Source organism: Flagellimonas meridianipacifica, assembly GCF_003001695.1.
Lineage (GTDB): Bacteria > Bacteroidota > Bacteroidia > Flavobacteriales > Flavobacteriaceae > Flagellimonas > Flagellimonas meridianipacifica.
In genome coordinates, this window is sequence record NZ_PVYX01000001.1 from 1,615,057 (window position 1) to 1,633,728 (window position 18,672).

Here is an 18,672-nt window from a genome sequence, read left to right on the forward strand (position 1 = left end):
GGAATATATTATTGGCATATTTCCTAATTGTAGTCCCTAACGTATATCGCCCTTCAGAATCATATCTATCGGTATAATCCCCTTGGCCCAGTTAATAGTCAATCTGCCAGACTCCGTTGGCATCACTGCCGCCCAATATCCAGATCTTTCCTTCGTGGAACAGTGCTGTAAAACCGCCTCCTTTTGCGCCAAATGAAGTTGACGGGGTGGCTTCAAACCACTCCGTACCATCTTCTGAATACCAGATGTCGTTTATGATGCCGCTATCACCACTTCTGCCAACAATCCAGATCTTGTCATCAATTACGAGGGCCTTGTGGCCAAAACGCGGTGAAAATTTGGCGTTGGCCGTTTCCAACTGCCATGTTATGCCATCGATACTGCTCCAGACATCATTTTTGGTCTCTTGGTTGAGGTTGTCATCTTCTTCTATACCCCCAATAACCCATAACCGGTCTTTGAAGGCCACGGTTTGGTGAAAGTTACGTTTACCAAAGGGGGCCTCTGCAATGGTCTGCTGCCATGTGGCACCATCGGCACTGTTCCAGACATCGGCCCGTTTTACACCGCCATTGCCCCCTCCGCCAATAATCCATAATTTATCTTGAAAGACAGTCAGCGTATGCTCGGCCCGGGCCACATACTGTTGAACTTGGTTAACCTCTGTCCAAGTAATGCCATCAGTGCTGGTCCATACATCGTTTAAAAAACCAGTGCCCACGCCCCCTATGACCCATAGGGCATCGTTAAAAGCAACGGCCGTGTGAAAAAACCGTGCGGTAAAGTCAGCAGTACCGTTTTGGTTCACAAACTCCCAATCATTGCCATCAGTACTGAACCAGACCTGGTTTGAGGCCCCGTTGGCATCAGAACCACCCAACAGCCACATACCGTTGAACGCTACTGCCGCATGATCACTTCTCCCCGTAAAGGGGTTTGTTGGGGTAATTCGTTCTGCATCGTTGAGTGTTCTCACCGTAAAACTGAAAGTTTCAGAAGCGGTCTCCCCGCCCTTACCATCCTTGGCCACCACTTTCCAGAAATACACTTTGGCCCGGCATAACGCCAAGGAATCGGGTACTTTAAAACTTGTGGTCTCAATGCCCTCGGCCATTTTGGTTTCGGGCTCGTTCAAGGTATCGAGAAAAAAATCATAGTTCAGAGTATCCCCATCAGGGTCTGTTGCAGCATCCCAGGAGAATAAAGGATTGGGTTGTATGCCCGTATCGCCGTCAGCAACCGATAACAAGTTGAAGGATTCAGGGGACCGGTTATCGGGGTCGGGCAACGGATTGTCCCCGGCTCCTCCATCATCTTTGCTGCAGCCCATAAAGAGCAGCAATAGCATCGCGAATATTATATGTTGTGTTTTCATGTGATAATATTTATTGTTTTTCAATTGTCACATGTAACATCCATATAATCATTTCGCTGTGTGACAAAATTTTTAGTCATGGATGTTTCATGATATTGTTTTAAAATTTCATTATTTACCTTAATTACCGATTACATCACCTTGGCAGTTTACCAACGGATTGGTGATGTTTGGACCCTTTACGATGTCGATGTCCACCGTGCCGCCATTGTCTTCATCAAGTTCGCAGATGCAATCATCTAAAATCATTGGTATGATATTACCTTCCAAGTACAATCGTTTCAAATTGCTTTCACATGATATGGTAAAGGGGTCTGAATTGACCATCGGAATATGATTGGTACTCAAGCCCTTCAAACTATTGTTTCTTAGATTAAGGATATGCAATTGGCCCAACAGCCCAATCTCGCCGGGGATCTCGCTTAAATCATTATTCTGTAATTCCAACGTAACCAAGTTTGTCAACTGCCCAATATCCGGATGGATTTCCTGAAGGTTGGTTTCGATTAAGGATAGCGATTTCAGATTAGTCATCGTCCATATCACCGGGGGAATAGTGTTCAATCGATTGAAGCTCAAGAATAGAGTTTGAAGCATTTTCAATCGCCCAATCTCTGGAGGTAACATTGTCAAGTTTCTAGAATCTAGAAGTAATTTTATCACTTTACCCTCATCGTCGAGAACTACCTCTTCCCAGTCACTCAGGCGGTCAGTTTCATTCCAGTCCAAGGTGTTGCCGGGGTTGGCTTCAGAGATCAATAGTAATATCTCTTTTTGACTGAGTGCCACGACTATGGTCACCAGATAGGTACGACTGGTACCGTCTTCAGCCGTTACAGTATAATTGATGGGGCTGCTAAAGTCTTGCGGACCTGTAGGTTCGTAGGTGGCCTTGTCCGATATTTCAACCTCAGGTTCCATGGCCGTGACATCGGTGTTTGGAGGCATCTCGGCAGCAATGGCCTTGCCGGCTTCATCGATCTCCGCTGGAATATCGATGGTTATACCATCTTTTTCAATACCGGTAAACCGAAAGCTGATCAACTGTTTTTCACTGCTTTTTTGTTCAGGTTCTTCCTGAGGTTCAGGTTCATTTATGGGCTCTGGTTTTGGGGTGGGCGCACCCTCATCTTTGCTGCAGGCCATAAAAAGCAGCAACGAGATAATAAAAAATAAATATTGTGTTTTCATGACAATTGTTTTTAAGATTCTTCATAAGCTTTATTTACCAATCACATCGCCCTGGCAGACTACCGAGGGATTTGGATTTTCCGGGTCGGGTGCCAGAACAATGTCTATATCCACAGTTCCGCCATGGTCTTTGTCTAGGTCACATATACAGTCGTCCAAGACCATGGGCTTTTTGTTTTCGGCCAACCACAAAACTTGCAAATTACTCTCGCAGGATATGGTAAGCGGATCTGAGTTAACCATTGGAATATGGTTAGTACCTAAACCCGACAGTTCATTATTCCTCAAATCCAGAACAACAAGATTGGAAAGCTGCTGAAACTCAGAGGGGATTTCGCTTAAATTGTTGCCCGCCAGGATCAATGCTCCCAGGCTGCTGAGCTGCCCGATCTCGGGAGGCAGGGTAGAAAGATCGTTGCCGGACAAATACAATACTTGTAGATTGGAGAGTTGACCTAGCTCCGGAGGTAAAGCAGAAAGCTCATTATCAGATAAATAAAGCCCCATCAAACTGGAAAGTTGCCCGATCTCGGGGGGCAAATCAGGTAGGTTATTGGTGGTTACAAACAATTCTCTCAGATTGGATAAGTTTCCAATTTCAGGCGGAAGATCAACCAGGTTATTCAGTGATAGGGATAAAGTTGTCAAGTTTTCCAATTGCCCAATTTCCGGAGGAAGGGCAGAAAGCCCAATGGCCGTCAAATCCAATTCCCTAAGATTGAAGATCTGCCAGATCTCAACAGGTAAAGTGGGTAAACTGTTGTCTTCTAAATCCAATATTATCAATTCAGAGAGCTGCCCGATCTCAGGAGGCAAAAAGGAAATATCCCGCGAATTGAGGCGCAGTTCAATGATATTTCCAATACTGTCCAGGCTTATCTCTTCCCAATCGCTTATGTCGTCATTCTCATTCCATGACAAGGTGTTTCCAGGGTTGGCTTCTGCAATTTTTAGTAAAATCTCTTTCTGGCTCAGGGCCACCGCTATGGTCACCAAATAGGTGCGACTGGTACCGTCCTCGGCGGTAACGGTATAATTGATGGGATTGCTAAAGTCCTGTGGACCCGTGGGTTCGTATGTGGCCTTGTCGGATATTTCAATCTCGGGTTCCATGGCCGTGATGTCGGTCCCCGAGGGGATTTCGGCCCCAATGGTCTTTGCTGTTTGGTCTATCTCTGCAGGAATATCGACCGTTATTCCATCCTTTTCAATGCCCGTAAACCGAAAGCTGATCAGCTGTTTTTCACTGCTTTTCTGTTCGGGTTCAATGATGGGTTCAGGGGTTGCCCCATCATCCTTACTGCAACCCACAAGGAGCAGCAATAGTATTGCAAAAATTAAATATTGCGTTTTCATAACATATTTTTTAAAAGTTCACAATTGTTTATATGGTGCGGTGTGCCTCTCTTTTCTTGTTATTCTTTCGGGGAAAGGGTAGAATTTTGGGCACCTTTTTTTGGTATTCCCGATACTTTTCGCCATGCATTTTTACCAGATCACTCTCTTCCAGATAGCTGATGGCTACCAAAATGTAAAGGGTGGTGGTCACTGCAAAAATCAGATGGCCCAACGTCATCACAGGTGTGGCCCAAAAGGCAATGATAAAGCCGAGCATGATCGGATGCCTTACAATACGGTAGAACAGGGTGAGCTTGAACTCAACGGGCTTGGACTCAATGTTTTTGAGGTATTCATAGACTTGCTTCAGCCCAAAAAGATCAAAATGGTTTATCATAAAGGTTGCGAGCAACACGATGAGCCAGCCAAGGGCAAACAGCACATATAAAATAACGATACCCACTGGGGAAGAAACTTCCCAAACCACGGTTTTCATTGGCACCCATTTCCAGTATAAGAGAATGAGGGCCAAACTTGACAAGAGCACAAAAGTACTTCGTTCTATGGGTTTTGGAACAAACTTTGTCCACCACCGTTTAAATCCCGGCCGTGCCATCACGCTGTGTTGCAGGGCAAACAGGGTCATCAGGGCCACATCGACGCCCAAAGCGGGCCAAAAATCAATTTCGGTTCCTGAATTGATGGTCTTTGGGACTAAAAAATCCCCTACAAAGGCGATGGCATACAAAAAGGTGCCCAAAAAGATTAGGTAGGCGACTATGCCGTACAGAAATGCGATTGCTTTTTTCATCACTACTTGTTTTCAGGTTTACTCAATTTTTTTGGTAGGTTTTAAAACCAAATCGTGCTCATTAGCAATTTGAGCAAATTCTTCAGGACTAAAAGTTCTCGCATCCTGTCCTGGATTGGCTCCAATTTTCTCAAAGAAGGATAATAATCCCGTTTTTTCATTGGGTATCACGGCAAAGACCAATTGTAAGGGTTCATTTCCAGTGTTGATAAAAGAGTGGTATTCCCCTGGGGGCGTGTACCATACATACCCATTTTTTACTATGGTCTCTGTCCTTTTTCCATTTACATAAGTGATAACAATGCCTTCACCTGAGAGGAAATAGGCAATCTCTTCCGTTCTGTCGTGCTTGTGTTCTGGCAAAGCCCCACCCACACCCAACTCATATTTAGCGAAACTCGCTGATGCGTGCGGATGGCTCTCATGGTCCATAAAGATCTGGAGCTTCCCCCCAGAGCCAAGGGTATCCTTGTTTTTGGGAAATATCCAAAGGTGCTTGCCATAATCGGCATGCATGACTCTATCAAAGTTTTTACTGTGCCTAGCATGAGTTGGATCATTCTTTGTGTCCTTCTGACCGTAAAGACTTATGGACAAAACGGAGCAGAAGGCCATGACGAATGTTGCTATATTTTTACCAGTATTAATTCTGGTTTTTTTTCTCGATTTCATAATTGTTCGTTTATGGTTTGAATTTCATTTTAGTATTCCCTGAGAGGGAACCAAGGATCTATTCCATCCTTGCGCTAAACATGGGATAAAAGTATAGTTCGCTTTATCCAAGAGCTTTCAGAAAGGTTCGGAATGTTTGCACAATGGTTCTGAGAAAGGGAAAGGGGATGGATCCTAAAATGAAGGCTGGAAATGACAAATGCATATGCTAATTCGGGAAGGTGTTTGCTTATTTGACGACCCCTTCCGTCTTACCACCGCGGGTGGTTAGCCGCCTTCCCCTGGTTAGGGGAAGGAGCCAATAAGTTATTTTTTATTTTGTTTTTGAACGTATTCAGAAGGTGACATGCCGTAGAGTTGCTTGAAGCAACGGGTGAAGTAGGAAAGGCTGTTAAACCCAGTATCATAGGCTATTTGTGAAACGTTGTCCGCTTGTTGTAACAAAAGTTGTGCAGCGCGTTTTAACCGGAAATTCCGTAGTAGTTCGCCGGGTGGATGGCTGGTCAATGCTTTTATCTTACTGTGTAATTGTGTTTTGCTCATTCCGAGTTCTTTTTGCATTTGGGGCAGACCAAAACCAGAATCGACATAGTTTTTCTCAAACAGTTGCAATAGCTGGGTCAAGAATTTTTCGTCGAGTGAAGTAACGGTGATCTCTTTGGGGTCTAAGGAGATATTTTTGGAGAACAGTTCACGCAGCTTTCTACGCGACTCGATGAGGTTTTTGGTACGCACCTGCAACTCACGGGCGTTAAAGGGCTTGGTGAGGTATTCATCGGCACCGGTCTCAAGCCCTTCCAATTTGTTTTCAATGCCCGCCTTGGCAGTGAGCATGATCACAGGTATATGGCTAGTGACCAAGTCTGTTTTCAACTTCTTGCAAAGGGTAATGCCATCCATTTGGGGCATCATCAGGTCTGTGATGATAAGTTCGGGCATTTCTTTTTGGGCCATCTTTAGCCCTTCCTTGCCATTACGAGCCTCTAATACGGCATATTGCTGCTCTAACTGCTCACGGATAAAATGTCGCATATCGTTGTTATCTTCTATGATCAATATTTTGTCTTCCTTATCGGTGGTGGAAAAGGACCCAACCGTTAGCCTGGGCTCCTCTATGAATCTCACCGCATACTCCTCATCTTCCTGAATTTGGCCCGATCTTATTTCTTCCAATGGAATGACCAGACGGAACAAGGTTCCCTTACTTAGTTCACTTTCAACAAAAACGATGCCGCCCATGAGTTCGGTCAATTCCTTGGTAAGCGCAAGTCCTATGCCCGACCCAGATTTTTCACGGGTATAGCTATCGTCCACCTGAAAAAAACGGTCAAAAATATGAGGTAGCTTATCTGGGGCAATGCCAACTCCAGTATCCGACACCTTTAACCGTAACCGGCCACTCCTATATTCGGCCTCGATGATGACCCGCCCCTCATCCTCGGTGAACTTAAAGGCATTGCTCAACAGGTTGTAAACGATTTTTTCCAGTTTGTCCCTGTCAAAAGAAGCCCATAACAGGTGGGAAGGGATTTTAATCTGGTAATCCATTTTGCGGGAGGCGGCGTGCGAGCTAAAAGCCGAGGCAGCCGCCCTGATACACTTCAAGACATCGCCTTCGGACTCATTCAACCGCAGTTTGCCACTGTCTAGCTTGGAGAGGTCCAGCAATTGGTTGACAAGATTGAGCAACCGGTTGGCATTGCGGCGGATCATTTTAATGTTGGGTGTGCTGATTGTATTTTTTTCTGCCGATTCTAACTTTTCAATGGGACCCTTGATCAAAGTGAGCGGGGTTCGGAACTCATGGGAGATGTTGGCAAAAAGGCGCGTCTTCATGGTGTCCAACTCTTTGAGGCGCTCGGTTTGGTAGCTGAGCTGTTTGTTCTTTTGACGTATCTCCTCGGTTCTACGTTTGATAATTCCCTCCAAAATCAGGTTTTTGCGGTGCAGCTGGTTGGAACGCCAGCGGGCAAAACCCCAAAGGAGCAATCCGGCTATAAGCGCATATCCTGCATAAGCCCACCAGGTCCGGTACCAAGGGGGTAAGATGGTGAAGCTATATCTGGCCGGTTCACTGATCTCACCAAAAATGTTTTTTGCTCTTACTTTGAAAGTAAAATCCCCTTCGGGTATGTTGGTAAAGTCTTTTTGGGTTTCCAGACTCCAATCAGACCAGTTAGTGTGAAAACCCTCTAATTGATATTGATATTTGTTGTTCTCTTGATAAAAGCTTGGAAGAGCAAATTGGAATCGAAATTGATTTTGTTTGAATGGAAGTTGAAGAACATTTGATGTTCCATATCCTCCATAGAGAACGGAATCTTCTCCATAGATAACCTTTGTTATCAGTGTATGCATTTTGCGATTGGATAAATGCTTTCTCTTTACCCTTAAATCTTGTCGAAAAATACCGTCCTTACCTGCATACCATACAACACTGTCCTTTTCCAAAAAAGGTAAAGCAGTTGGCCCAGTTAAAGAAGAAATTCGCTCAAAGCCCAAGTCCTCGGTCACGTATTCTCCGTTTTCCTGTTTCCATCCGACTATGAATTTGGATGTATTATCCGAATTATCAATCCTTATCAGGATATCTTCCTGTTCATTTGCCCCGTAAAAAAGAACTTTTTTTTCCGGTAGGCTCACCAATTTTCTAATAGTTTCAGATAGTTCAAATCGATTCTTCTGTGGATAAAATTCGTAGGTACTTCCATCTGTGAACGCAGAATAGAAAACCTTGTTTTTGAAAAAGTGAAAATGTCCGATTTCATCAGGTAATCCATCCTCAACACCATATTTATCCAATTTGAATTTGCTCATATGTTGGGCACTGTTTGGGTCGTCAAAAGAAACATGCCATACCTCACTACTGGAAGTACCAAGCCAGAGATTGCCATTTGTTTCCTCTATTATGGAATAAATTCCTGTGTTGATTCTCTCAAAAAACCCTTCATCGAGCCATTCGTCATTAATCTTATATAATGAGGTGAGTCCACCCGGTGTAGCTATAAAAACTCTATTTGTATCCAGTGAAGACCTTAAAAGAGCACTCACCATTATATCACCTATATGTTGAAGGGAATTGTTATCCCATACTAGGACATCTCCGTTCTGATCTTCATGAGAAATCAGGAGCTCATCTCCAAACAAAGCGAGATCCCAAATTCTGTAATCCGATCCTTGTATCTTTACAAAATGTGCTTGCTCCTTGCCTTCCTTTTTTAATCTGTAGAGACCTTTGACACCACCCGCATAGAATTCTCCCTTGAATCGTATCATAGATACGACCCGATCGTTTAGTCCCAATTGATTAAAATGTGAGAAGGATGAAGGGAAGTCTATTTTCGATACTCCGTACTCCAAACCTGCCCATAATGTTCCTGATCTATCCTGAAATAGGTTGAGTACAGGCGCTGGTAGGATTTCCTGACCTTCTAGCAAGAGTACTTTTTTACCCCGCCCATCCATCGCGGCCAATCCTTCTTTGTATCCCGCAAAGACGAACATGCCATTCCGCAACTTAAGTCCAGCATAAAGGTTATTTTCATTAATAAATCCATTCAAATCTGTTTGAAAAGACTGAACTTTATTTCCATTATAGATGTATAGTTTATCAAAAGTGGTAATTAGTAATTTGTCTGCCTCCATGGCTAGAATGGCCACTATTCGCTTGTCCGCAAAAAAACTGCCATTTCGGGCCATTTGTAACGAACCATTCTTCAAATGCATTAATCCCTCATTCTGTACCCACATGTAGTATGTGTGATTGACCCAAAAGGACTTAAATATTTTATTCCCATTAGGGGGCTTCCATGATTGAAGCATGTCATCCTTCCACCTGAAGATGGCTTCCGTGCTTTGAAAATAAATTCCTTCTGAGGTCGCATGAGTCTGCCAAACAACTCTAAAGTCTGAATCCGGTTTGCTCAATGAATCGGATAATGATATATAGGTAGGAGTGCCTGATGTTTGGGGTCGTAGATAGCCAAACTCGTTAGTGGCGCCCACGTATACATAGTTGTCTTTATCAATGGCAATTGATTTAACATGACTCTGTTTGGGCAATTCAAAAAGATCCCAGTTAACCCCGTCATATATCAAGACACCACCACCATTAGCAAAATACATGCGACCAAGACTATCTTGAGCGATGTCCCAATTTTGATTAAGCGCTTCATATTGGTCGGGGGTGTAATTTTCAATAATAGGGAGACCGCTCTCCGTATATAGTCCGCCTTCAGGCTGGCCGGCAGATGACTGTGAGAATAGAGTGGAGTATGACAGACAGCCTGTAACCAGCACTAATATGACAGTTTTCCATTTCACTTTGACGGATTTCTAGTAAAGCACTAATAAGTTACCGATTTTCAACTTATCGCTTTTAAATCGGCCTAGAAAGATTGAAGAAATACTGCTTTGTAATTTTCACCATAGTGCCAAATGTTTGAACAATAGCGCAAGTTTTAGAATCTTTTTATAGAAATAACAAAGTTTAGGGGACAAGGGGAAAAACCATCACATTTAAAATAATCTAGGATATACCGTTCCTTGAAGAACACGGTTAAGCTTATGGATAGGTTCAAATAGGTTTAGGGGCATCTCGAAAGTCTTGGCAAACCGGAATACCCAGCACTTTTTTTATCGTACGGAAAGGGTGGGTTGAATGTTGTTGGATTTTCAGCACGAGCCGATTAAATTATCCCTTACTTTAATGGATATGCACAAAACTACCATGATCCTATTAAACCAACGTTTTTCGGCACTTCAATTAACCGCGGATTTTAGAATGAAAGTCCTCTGCCCTTCTTTCGTTTGCGCTTCGTCCAATCGGTCAGCTCGTCCTTGAACCCATTGTAAGCTTCTTCACTTTCACCCCTGCTGTTCGATACAGAGACAACGTTATGAGCACTTTTTCTGAGCACTCGATTTTGTTCCATAATGGATTTTTTGGTGATGGCTTCCCGTATCGCTTTTTGAAGGCCATTCTCCATGTGGTGCTGGACTATTTCCTTGTGCAGATTTGGCTCGATGTTCTCATTGGTCACCATATAGGCGACGCTATTGTAAAGTCCCTTTTCAGTTAAATAACCCGCCCATAGGTTTTTGAGGTTGTCCCTGCGGTCTTCTGCCAAAGTACTGATGACCCTATCCTGATCTCGCAGTACTGCAGTCAAATTAGGAATGGAATCCAGATAACGGCCCGTCCTTTTCGATAGGCTGTAGCTAGCATTTTGGTCCGTGTAAATCGATTTGACCCTGAATCCTTTTTCTCCCTTTTCAAAATAGAATCCTTTGGCATTGAAAAAACCGACGTAGTCCTTTGGGGATTTTTCAAAAGGTGCATGCACCCGTTCGGCATATTGAACATAGGCTTCCAAGGAAATAGAATCAAACTTATACCTATAGGCAGGATTCACACGCTCATAAAGCCGTGGAAATACCATGGGCAGGAAAATGGCGGCTGCCGTGGGCTTTGATGTATTTCCTGGACTTTGTTCCGTGAGCATTTCCAGTATCAGATGGTTTTGGCGTACAAAGAGCTTGGACACATATTCTTGCATATCTTGGGGAAAGTCCAGCTTTCCGATATGGGCGGGCAGGCTATGTTTGTCGGAGTCCGCAAATAACAGCTTGTCGTTGTGGTAGCGAACCCCAAGCGATTGGAACAGATGCCGAACACTTCCCCCTTTTTTGCCCACATTGAAGACTTGCTTTTCCAATACCTTGCCGATAAGCCTGAACTTGTTCTTTAAAGTTTCTTCCTCTCTTTTTGTTTCCCGTTCATACAGTTCGTCCCTGACCTTTGGATAGGCATTGGCAAAGGCCATTTTGAGATGTTCCTTTTGGTCTTTTGGAACGTAACGGTGCAGGAACTGAAAGCCTTTGGATTCCAATAGATGCTTGGAGACATCTTTAGGATGGATGTTGGCAATGTAATCAGAGAACAGTCCTCTCTGCTTTTTGGATTTTATATAGGACGAGCGGAAGGCTTCCTTTAGCAATTTTTGGACTTCCAGTTTAAACTGTTTGCTCTCTGTGTCGATTGTCGTGGGTTCGTCATCATTCCCGAAAATGTCCAGACGGTTCAACATGCGGATGTTCTTGCTCAATTCCCTTTCGCGGAATATATATCTAGATTTATCATAGATGGTATATCCCTCGATGGTATCGCCATTTGTATCGAGTCTTACATCTATGTTCTGGTATTCTCTCAGCACTTCTTCCAGATCGTGCGGCTTGATAGTTTTGAAAAGATTATAAGTGGTCTCTATCTGTTTGAGTAAGCGTTTCCGGTGCATCGGCAACTGCTTTGATCTTAAATGGATATCAAACACCTTTTGCAGTTTTGGGCCGCTCAACTGTCGGTGCACGCTGGAACCATTGATAAACCTTGTTCGGTAGCCCTGTCGATTGTTGAGGCCAAAGGCTATCCCTATCCTTCCTGATTGGCTCTTTGTCTTTTTTACTTCGATATGATAAGGCCTTACCAGTCTCGCCAATTCTTTGAAGCTCCGCACCTCATATTTCTGTAGTATCGTTTTCAAAACGTCCTGAATATAGAACCTCGTTCCTTGGGTATTGTCCACATCGATTTTCAACTCTGGTAATCTATAAAGCGGGAGTTCCTTTTCTTCTTTTGCCCGTTGTGTGGGAATTAGCCCGTATTTCTTTTCAAGGTATTGGGTGGTGGCCATGTTCTTTCGATAACTGTTATAGATACCCAGCACTTTGCCTTCTTCGTTCACGTTGGTCGTTACAATATGGACATGCTCATGTTTGGTGTCGTTGTGCCTGACGATTACAAAAGGCTGTTCCCCATAGCCCATTTTGTCCATGTACTCATTGGAGATTTTAAGGAAGGTAGCATCATCAAGGTGTTCGCCATGGGGAAGGTTCAGACTGATATGGGCATAGCGGTTCTTGGTAGCATTTCGCTGTCCTTGAAAATGTAGTACGTCGCCGAAGAATCGTTTAGAGATGTCCTGTGAGTATATATTTCCATACCCCAGAATGCGCATACCCTTCTTGCCGAAAACATAGTTCAATGTTCCCTGACAGGTTTCCCCATAAATGATACTCCCTATCATTCCAGTTTGTTTTTGAAAGTAACCTTGATGAGCGAATCTAAAAGTTCGTTGGTCTTTTTGATCTCAACTTCCAGACTACTGTTCGGGCTTCTCAGGCTCTTGTAGTGTGCCAGTTTGACCAGCTGATTAATGTTATTGCCGATTTTGTTCATATGGTAGGCAAGGTTTGAGGTATCTGGGAGCTTATCCTTTTCCTCTGCTTGACCGTTCAGGACCAACCTTCTTAACAAAGGACTTATCGTTCCCCTTTTGGAAATATCCAGATTGAAAGATTCACAGATGGCCTTCAATTTGGCATATTCAATATCATTGAAACGGAGCATTACGTTGTGGTATCGCTTTTTGTTTCCCAACTGTTTTCGCCCCCTCTTCTTTTGTTTCATTTTCGTTGCTTTTTAAAGCAGAACACTTCGTCAGAAGTAGATAATTCTAAGTTACTTAGAATTCACCTTGCTATCCGTTTCACGGATAAATATAAGTGATTGATTTTGATTATAACTAATTAATAATCAAATATTTATATTGTAAAATCATATAGAACCATATGAGTTCAAATGGGTACAACATTGATTTTTAAATGGTCTAATATGGGACTTAAAAATCTTGGGAAAGGGTATAAAATTGACCTGATTTTTGTGGGTAGGGAGAAAAAAGAGCAAGCGGCTTTTCGCCGCTTGTTCTTTTGCGCTGGCCGAGGGGGTCGGGAAACTAAATTGGTTTCCCGACTTCCGCAGGTGCTTGGAACAAGAACATCATCGGTGAAGTTTTGGAGTTACATCGCAGTATCAAAAAAGGTTCATATTCTGGACAGAGCATATTTGAAATTTACAATTTGGGCCTGCCTCATTTTTGGTCTTCCCAATCAAATATGATTGGGAGCGCAGTCCTTTCATATCATCATATGATAATATGTACATTTGATTATTGTTATATATGATTATATAAATCTATATAGCAATGAAGTTATATCGTTTAAGATTCATGCCGAATGAACAATGGTGATTTTTAGGCGAGAATTAACGACAATGTTTCTTTAAAGATTATAGCTTTGGCCCCCTTCTCCTTTCGTTCGAGTTTTCCTCGGTATTTCGTTCTATTGATTTTCCTTGTTCTTGTTTCTTTAAGAGACCGTTTTCTTCCAGATACTGTTTCATTCCAAGGTGCATTGGACTGTCCAGCATCATTTTTTCCTCGTTTTCGAATATGAAGGTTTTCAATTGCAGTTCCTCGGCTATGCGATAACCAAGATTGAATTTTTTCTTAAACCCTTCATCAATTTTGTTTTCCTCTTCCATACTTAAAATGTTTCCCTAACGTGTTTCTCAATGTATTCGTTAATGGAATCCCTATCGTAGAGGATAATCTTCTTTTGGGGCTGGGAGTACCTGATTTTCCCCTCGTCCCTCAATTTCTGCAATGTGGTAGTCGACTTGATTTTCAAAATCGACATTGCTTCTTCCCCGTCTATCCACTTTTCAACGTTGTCCTTTCTTTTGGATTCGACATGTTGTACCACCTTATCGAAAAGGGCATAGAACGCTTCTTCTTGTAGACAGACGACTTTCATTGCGTTTTGTTGGACAGATTGTTTACCATTTCAATATAGGTCATTTTGATTCCTTATACAACTAATGGCACATTCGAAATATGCCATATTAACTCTTTTGACTGTACCAATAAAAGTGGCATATTGGAGAAGAAAATTTTAAGAATTACCAAATAGGTTGTCGGGTTTTGGAACTATTTATACGGTCATAAATATTCACTATCTAAATCACAAAGATTCGGCAATAACATTATATTATTGCCGAATCTTAGTTTTTTATATCTTTGTGAAAATTTATTGCCATCGCCGATAAATCCTTGCATATTAATGATTTGAAAGACACTTTTGCAGGCAGTCAAAAAATTACCATACAGGATATTATTAAATTCTATGAACAGTTTGAAAAAACAACGAAGCGGTCTACTGTAGATTGGAGGATACATATACTTGTTCAGAACGGAATACTTTACCGAATTTCAAGAGGAGTGTATTCTCTTTCCAAGAAGGAGGCGAAAGAATACATTCCGGAAATCAATAGATTATTAAAGAACCTTTCAAGAAAGATCCACAAACAATTTCCATTTATAGAAACCTGCTTGTGGTCTACTAAATGGTTGAACGAATTCATGCTTCATCAACCAGGCAGATTCTATGTAATACTGGAAGTAGAGAGAGAAGTTGCTGAATCGGTTTTTTATGCTTTGAGCGATAAAAGAAAGGATGTATTTTTCAGTCCCTCAGAAGAGATACTAAACAAGTACGTCATTAACTCGATAGAGCCCATAATCATCACAAATTTGACTACTGAGGCACCCACACAAGAGGTTCAAAATGTAAGTACGACAACTCTTGAAAAAATATTAGTGGACATCTATTGTGATCCCATTTTGTTTTCTGCATATCAAGGAGCTGAAATGAGAAGAATATATCAAAACGCCTTTGAAAAATATAATTTAAACGAACCAAAGATGATGCGTTACGCCAATCGAAGGGGCAAAAAGGATGAAATGTATGAGTTAATATGTCAGTTTAAAAAAGTTGATGATTAGAAAATACTGCCAAATCTGAGAAGGATGATACAAAAAGACTCATTAAAGGAAGAATGGATAAAAGACATTGCCAAAAGGCATAAGTCCGATCCCATACTGGTTGAAAAGGTAGTACGGGCATTGTATCTTTTGGAACAACTTCAAAATAGCGAACTTGATTTTATTTTTAAGGGTGGTACAGCATTGATGCTTCTCCTTCCAGAGCCTAAACGATTTTCCATTGATATAGATATAATTGTTTCCAAAAAGCCCATCAAAATTGAAGATACTTTCGATTCAATAATTGAAAAATCAGATTTCCTCGAATACAAAGAAGACAAGAGAAAATCTAAATCCAGTATAGAAAAAGCTCATTACAAGTTCTATTATAAACCGGTAACCAGTGCTCTAACGGAGAAAGAATACATATTACTTGATATCCTTTATGAGGATAGTCACTATGCAGATTACCTCAAAGAAATTGAGATTGTATCATCCTTTATTAGGTCAGAAGGCAAGAACACCTCTGTGACGGTTCCCATTTCCGAAGCGATCCTGGGCGATAAATTAACGGCCTTCGCACCTAACACGACAGGCGTACCTTATGGCCTGGAAAAAGAAGTTGAAATCATCAAGCAGCTATTTGATGTTGGTCATCTTTTTGATATGGTGGAAAAAATAGAGGCAGTATCGGCAGTTTTTGAAGAATTTGCAAAAACCGAGTTGGCTTATCGCGACTTCAAAGATGTAGGTTCAGAAGAAGTTCTAAAAGACATCCTAGAAACTGCTATGGTGATAGCGACTAGAGGAAAATCAGGCCATGGTGACTTTGAAGAACTACAAAGAGGAATACAGAATATCAAGAACTATATTTTTTCGGAAAACTTCCATTTGGAACGCGCTATGGTACCAGCCGCTAAAGCTGCGTACATATCCGCAATTTTACAAACCAACAACAAGAAAGTGCATCGTTTCTCCAATCCAATCGAAGTTGAAGAATGGGTAATAGAACAACCCTTTGAAACCAGGCTTAACAAATTGAAAAAGTCAAATGCCGAGGCTTTCTTTTATTGGTATAAGGCTTTTGAACTTTTAAAGGATAAGACTTAATTGTTAGAAACACATTTAGTGTCTCAAAATGAATTTAATATAGTCGCCAGGCAATCCAGCTTTTAGCATATTGAAAATTCAATTATCAATACAATCCGACATAACCAAGGTTCGCAAGTCTAAAATTCATGGCTTGCTCGCTAACCTTAAACTTATTTGCTAAATAGGTGACAATATCCTCGGTATTTTTTGGAGCTTTGGCCATGGCTTTTTGAATAAACTCTTTTGGCATAAGTAATGAGGCTGCAAAGGCATTAGCCTCGCGCTCTTGACGAAATTCTCCCGTGGTCGAGTCACCATCTCGATACATTATCTTTTTGCTCTTATCAACAAAAAGTGGCTTGGATTCTCTATGAAGTACGAAATGCCCTAACTCGTGAGCGATAGTAAACCTTTGCCTTTTCTGACTTTCATTTTTGTTGTATCTGATATGGGGTTTACTATTTTTAATTACAAATAAGCCTGAGATTTCATAATCCATATCGACTGCCTTCACATCAACTCCAAGATGTTTAGCAATTTTATTCACATTAATTTCGCTTGGAACGGTAATATTCAAATCCTGTAGGATTTGTGCTGTAGTTCTTTCAATTTTTTGATTGAGCATTTCTAAATGTTTTTAAGGACATCACTTAACTTTTCTTTTTGCTCTTCCTTTAATTTAGAAGATTTAAGGAAGTTTGAATAGTCGGCTATTTCTGATGTGGCAAAACTGACTATTTCGCCATAAGTAGGGAGAAACTCTTTGGTATCAAGTTCGAGTACCCTTGATATCTCATATAATACGTGAAGCGGAATTTGATGTCTGCCCACTTCTATATTTGAAATAGACGACCTACTAATATCCAATTTTTCTGACAATTTGAGCTGACTAATATTAAGGGATTCTCTTTGGGATTTTATTCTCTCCCCTATTATTTTATATATAGCTTCTTTGTACTCAGCCAATGTTTGTTGCTTGGGTTGAATTTTGGCGCAAATATACAAAATGTTTATCAATCTGTCAATAGTCTGTTGACGATTTTAACACATTCGATTTGGTTATCAAAAAAATGCTTATATTTGTATCACAAAAGTGTTAGAAATATAAACATATAGAAATGGCAAAAAATAAACCCATAGGAGATAACGCCCGAAAAGGAGCTGTTAAAAAAAGGTCGCAAGTACTTAACCCTAAAACAAAATTATACGTAAAAAGAGACACTGAAACCGGACGGTTCATGGATGTCAAAACATCTGGAGGTAAATTTAAGGGAGTAAGAAAAGAAAAGTAAAAGCATGAAACACAGGCTACTCAATTCACCTAACTTGTTTCCCGGTGATGTAATCGTCGCAAAAAAAAGAAGGGGTATAAGTAGGGTTCTTGACCATTATGTTGTGTTTGTTGGCAACGGCACTTTTATCGGCAACCTGAAAGGTTCCGTTAGACTGTTGCTAGGTCAAGAGCTACTACAACTGCTGGAAGACTATGAACCTGTTAGGATTAGGCATTTTATTGGCTCCGCCAATGAACGTCAGCATGCGATCAATCGTGCATATTCAAAATTAGGGCATAGGTATAGTCTCTTGGGATATAATTGTGAACATTTCGCTAATTGGGTGCAATTTGGTAAGGCTGAGAGCAGTCAGGTTACCAATGGGTTTCTAATTCTTATAGGGGCACTTGCTTTGAGATTGGCAGTTAGTGATGAGTAGCGAATCAAAAAGATTTTTTGGGTATACAATAGTTTTTCTAGTGGCTTCAGGATATTTGATTTACCGATATTCTTTCCTAAACCATGTCTCTGATTTTCACAAAGAAACGTTGGTTGGTTTAGCTCTAGGGGCAATTACCACCTGTATTGTAGGAATTTACGAAACAATAAAATCCCATGGCAAATATTTTTGGACTGCGGTACGATGTGCCCTAGTGTTACCGAACAAAAAGGTGTACGTTTCGCTTAGCTATTTGTTAAGGATAAAACTTCCTGGGGCAGAAAAGTATTTTTTAATTAAGGGTTCAAAAATTGACCAGTATCAACCCGTTGGTGGTGTTTACCAACTCGTTGGAAATAAGGACATCTACAAGGATTGGAAAGCATCACCCAAAGCCGATATTGACAACCCTAAAGATCTCAGATTTTTTGTCAGCGCCAAATATATCCCCAAGATAATCGAATGGTTTAAATCCGGAAAGGACAGGGAGATTGGGATTTGGCGAGAGTTTTATGAAGAATTGGTTGAGACAGAAATCATAAGCAAGGAAAACTTCCAGACTATCAGGGCTGAGTTTTTAAAATCCAAGGAAGAGATATTGATCAAGGAAACACGGTTCACAGACGAAAGCTTTCACTTGAGAATATTCAATATATACCAAATTGAACTGACATCTGAACAACTGGAAGAAATCAGGCAATTGCATGATAAAAAACCAATTACTAAAAAATATGCTTTTGTAAGCAAAGACGAAATTGAAAAGGAATGTTTTGATGGCCACAAACGAAGAATAGGCAATCATACTAAACATATAATATAAA

At 41.3% G+C, this 18,672-nt stretch carries 18 protein-coding genes; 6 read left to right on the forward strand and 12 right to left on the reverse strand.

Features of this window, described 5'->3' with window-relative positions:
* Positions 1–91 precede the first annotated feature (91 nt).
* The 8 genes from CLV81_RS07475 to CLV81_RS07510 form a co-directional block, all read right to left on the reverse strand.
* On the reverse strand, positions 92–1,375 hold the full coding sequence (locus CLV81_RS07475; protein ID WP_146129858.1) for a Kelch repeat-containing protein: 1,284 nt from the start codon (positions 1,373–1,375) through the stop codon (positions 92–94).
* Positions 1,376–1,495: 120 nt separating this feature from the next.
* A complete protein-coding gene (locus CLV81_RS07480) occupies positions 1,496–2,566 on the reverse strand; it encodes a leucine-rich repeat domain-containing protein (protein ID WP_146129859.1) in 1,071 nt (356 codons plus the stop codon).
* Between the two features lie 30 nt (positions 2,567–2,596).
* Positions 2,597–3,922 (reverse strand): leucine-rich repeat domain-containing protein, encoded by a 1,326-nt coding sequence (locus tag CLV81_RS07485; protein WP_106144401.1) that lies wholly within the window; start codon positions 3,920–3,922, stop codon positions 2,597–2,599.
* Positions 3,923–3,950: 28 nt separating this feature from the next.
* Entirely contained in the window at positions 3,951–4,715 is a 765-nt protein-coding gene (mddA, locus tag CLV81_RS07490; RefSeq protein WP_106144402.1) for a methanethiol S-methyltransferase, read from the reverse strand.
* 18 nt (positions 4,716–4,733) lie between these two features.
* The gene (locus tag CLV81_RS07495) at positions 4,734–5,387 is read right to left on the reverse strand and encodes a cupin domain-containing protein (protein WP_106144403.1); all 654 of its coding nucleotides are present in this window, start codon (positions 5,385–5,387) and stop codon (positions 4,734–4,736) included.
* 306 nt (positions 5,388–5,693) lie between these two features.
* Complete coding sequence (locus CLV81_RS07500) at positions 5,694–9,710, reverse strand: hybrid sensor histidine kinase/response regulator transcription factor (protein WP_146129860.1); 4,017 nt, start codon at positions 9,708–9,710, stop codon at positions 5,694–5,696.
* Positions 9,711–10,165: 455 nt separating this feature from the next.
* Positions 10,166–12,472 (reverse strand): relaxase/mobilization nuclease domain-containing protein, encoded by a 2,307-nt coding sequence (locus CLV81_RS07505; RefSeq protein ID WP_106144405.1) that lies wholly within the window; start codon positions 12,470–12,472, stop codon positions 10,166–10,168.
* A complete protein-coding gene (locus tag CLV81_RS07510; RefSeq protein ID WP_106144406.1) occupies positions 12,469–12,855 on the reverse strand; it encodes a MobC domain-containing protein in 387 nt (128 codons plus the stop codon). The genes CLV81_RS07505 and CLV81_RS07510 overlap by 4 nt, the downstream gene beginning before the upstream one ends.
* A 204-nt stretch (positions 12,856–13,059) precedes the next feature.
* Between CLV81_RS07510 and CLV81_RS07515 the strand changes: the two genes are divergently transcribed.
* On the forward strand, positions 13,060–13,344 hold the full coding sequence (locus CLV81_RS07515) for a hypothetical protein (protein ID WP_146129861.1): 285 nt from the start codon (positions 13,060–13,062) through the stop codon (positions 13,342–13,344).
* 168 nt (positions 13,345–13,512) lie between these two features.
* On the opposite strand, the gene CLV81_RS07520 is transcribed toward CLV81_RS07515, so the two are convergent.
* Positions 13,513–13,767, reverse strand: coding sequence for a hypothetical protein (locus CLV81_RS07520; protein ID WP_106144408.1), 255 nt, complete (start codon positions 13,765–13,767; stop codon positions 13,513–13,515).
* A gap of 2 nt (positions 13,768–13,769) precedes the next feature.
* Complete coding sequence (locus CLV81_RS07525; protein WP_106144409.1) at positions 13,770–14,039, reverse strand: helix-turn-helix domain-containing protein; 270 nt, start codon at positions 14,037–14,039, stop codon at positions 13,770–13,772.
* Positions 14,040–14,335: 296 nt separating this feature from the next.
* Between CLV81_RS07525 and CLV81_RS07530 the strand changes: the two genes are divergently transcribed.
* Both CLV81_RS07530 and CLV81_RS07535 read left to right on the forward strand, forming a co-directional pair.
* Positions 14,336–15,067, forward strand: coding sequence for a DUF6577 family protein (locus tag CLV81_RS07530; RefSeq protein WP_245911956.1), 732 nt, complete (start codon positions 14,336–14,338; stop codon positions 15,065–15,067).
* Positions 15,068–15,091: 24 nt separating this feature from the next.
* A complete protein-coding gene (locus CLV81_RS07535) occupies positions 15,092–16,156 on the forward strand; it encodes a nucleotidyl transferase AbiEii/AbiGii toxin family protein (protein WP_106144411.1) in 1,065 nt (354 codons plus the stop codon).
* An 85-nt stretch (positions 16,157–16,241) separates the two neighbouring features.
* Here CLV81_RS07535 and CLV81_RS07540 read toward each other — a convergent pair whose 3' ends face one another.
* Together CLV81_RS07540 and CLV81_RS07545 are read right to left on the reverse strand one after the other, a co-directional pair.
* Positions 16,242–16,763, reverse strand: coding sequence for an ImmA/IrrE family metallo-endopeptidase (locus CLV81_RS07540; RefSeq protein WP_106144412.1), 522 nt, complete (start codon positions 16,761–16,763; stop codon positions 16,242–16,244).
* A 2-nt stretch (positions 16,764–16,765) separates the two neighbouring features.
* A complete protein-coding gene (locus CLV81_RS07545; protein WP_158259094.1) occupies positions 16,766–17,104 on the reverse strand; it encodes a helix-turn-helix domain-containing protein in 339 nt (112 codons plus the stop codon).
* Positions 17,105–17,256: 152 nt separating this feature from the next.
* On the opposite strand from CLV81_RS07545, the gene CLV81_RS20645 reads away from it, so the two are divergent.
* From CLV81_RS20645 to CLV81_RS07555, 3 genes are read left to right on the forward strand one after another with little or no spacing between them, the layout of a single operon-like run.
* Complete coding sequence (locus tag CLV81_RS20645) at positions 17,257–17,430, forward strand: hypothetical protein (protein ID WP_170068328.1); 174 nt, start codon at positions 17,257–17,259, stop codon at positions 17,428–17,430.
* 4 nt (positions 17,431–17,434) lie between these two features.
* On the forward strand, positions 17,435–17,851 hold the full coding sequence (locus CLV81_RS07550; protein ID WP_106144414.1) for a lecithin retinol acyltransferase family protein: 417 nt from the start codon (positions 17,435–17,437) through the stop codon (positions 17,849–17,851).
* Positions 17,844–18,671 (forward strand): SMODS-associated NUDIX domain-containing protein, encoded by an 828-nt coding sequence (locus tag CLV81_RS07555; protein ID WP_106144415.1) that lies wholly within the window; start codon positions 17,844–17,846, stop codon positions 18,669–18,671. The genes CLV81_RS07550 and CLV81_RS07555 overlap by 8 nt, the downstream gene beginning before the upstream one ends.
* The last annotated feature ends 1 nt before the right edge of the window (position 18,672 follow it).

What these genes read in the sequence shown, in the direction of transcription:
- CLV81_RS07505 (WP_106144405.1), bottom strand. Translation starts at nt 12,472, where the DNA reads ATGATAGGGAGTATCATTTATGGGGAAACCTGTCAGGGAACATTGAAC.
- mddA (WP_106144402.1), bottom strand. Translation starts at nt 4,715, where the DNA reads ATGAAAAAAGCAATCGCATTTCTGTACGGCATAGTCGCCTACCTAATC.
- CLV81_RS07520 (WP_106144408.1), bottom strand. Translation starts at nt 13,767, where the DNA reads ATGGAAGAGGAAAACAAAATTGATGAAGGGTTTAAGAAAAAATTCAAT.
- CLV81_RS07540 (WP_106144412.1), bottom strand. Translation starts at nt 16,763, where the DNA reads ATGCTCAATCAAAAAATTGAAAGAACTACAGCACAAATCCTACAGGAT.
- CLV81_RS07555 (WP_106144415.1), top strand. Translation starts at nt 17,844, where the DNA reads ATGAGTAGCGAATCAAAAAGATTTTTTGGGTATACAATAGTTTTTCTA.
- CLV81_RS07475 (WP_146129858.1), bottom strand. Translation starts at nt 1,375, where the DNA reads ATGAAAACACAACATATAATATTCGCGATGCTATTGCTGCTCTTTATG.
- CLV81_RS07535 (WP_106144411.1), top strand. Translation starts at nt 15,092, where the DNA reads ATGATACAAAAAGACTCATTAAAGGAAGAATGGATAAAAGACATTGCC.
- CLV81_RS07480 (WP_146129859.1), bottom strand. Translation starts at nt 2,566, where the DNA reads ATGAAAACACAATATTTATTTTTTATTATCTCGTTGCTGCTTTTTATG.
- CLV81_RS07525 (WP_106144409.1), bottom strand. Translation starts at nt 14,039, where the DNA reads ATGAAAGTCGTCTGTCTACAAGAAGAAGCGTTCTATGCCCTTTTCGAT.
- CLV81_RS07495 (WP_106144403.1), bottom strand. Translation starts at nt 5,387, where the DNA reads ATGAAATCGAGAAAAAAAACCAGAATTAATACTGGTAAAAATATAGCA.
- CLV81_RS20645 (WP_170068328.1), top strand. Translation starts at nt 17,257, where the DNA reads ATGGCAAAAAATAAACCCATAGGAGATAACGCCCGAAAAGGAGCTGTT.
- CLV81_RS07510 (WP_106144406.1), bottom strand. Translation starts at nt 12,855, where the DNA reads ATGAAACAAAAGAAGAGGGGGCGAAAACAGTTGGGAAACAAAAAGCGA.
- CLV81_RS07515 (WP_146129861.1), top strand. Translation starts at nt 13,060, where the DNA reads ATGGGACTTAAAAATCTTGGGAAAGGGTATAAAATTGACCTGATTTTT.
- CLV81_RS07550 (WP_106144414.1), top strand. Translation starts at nt 17,435, where the DNA reads ATGAAACACAGGCTACTCAATTCACCTAACTTGTTTCCCGGTGATGTA.
- CLV81_RS07485 (WP_106144401.1), bottom strand. Translation starts at nt 3,922, where the DNA reads ATGAAAACGCAATATTTAATTTTTGCAATACTATTGCTGCTCCTTGTG.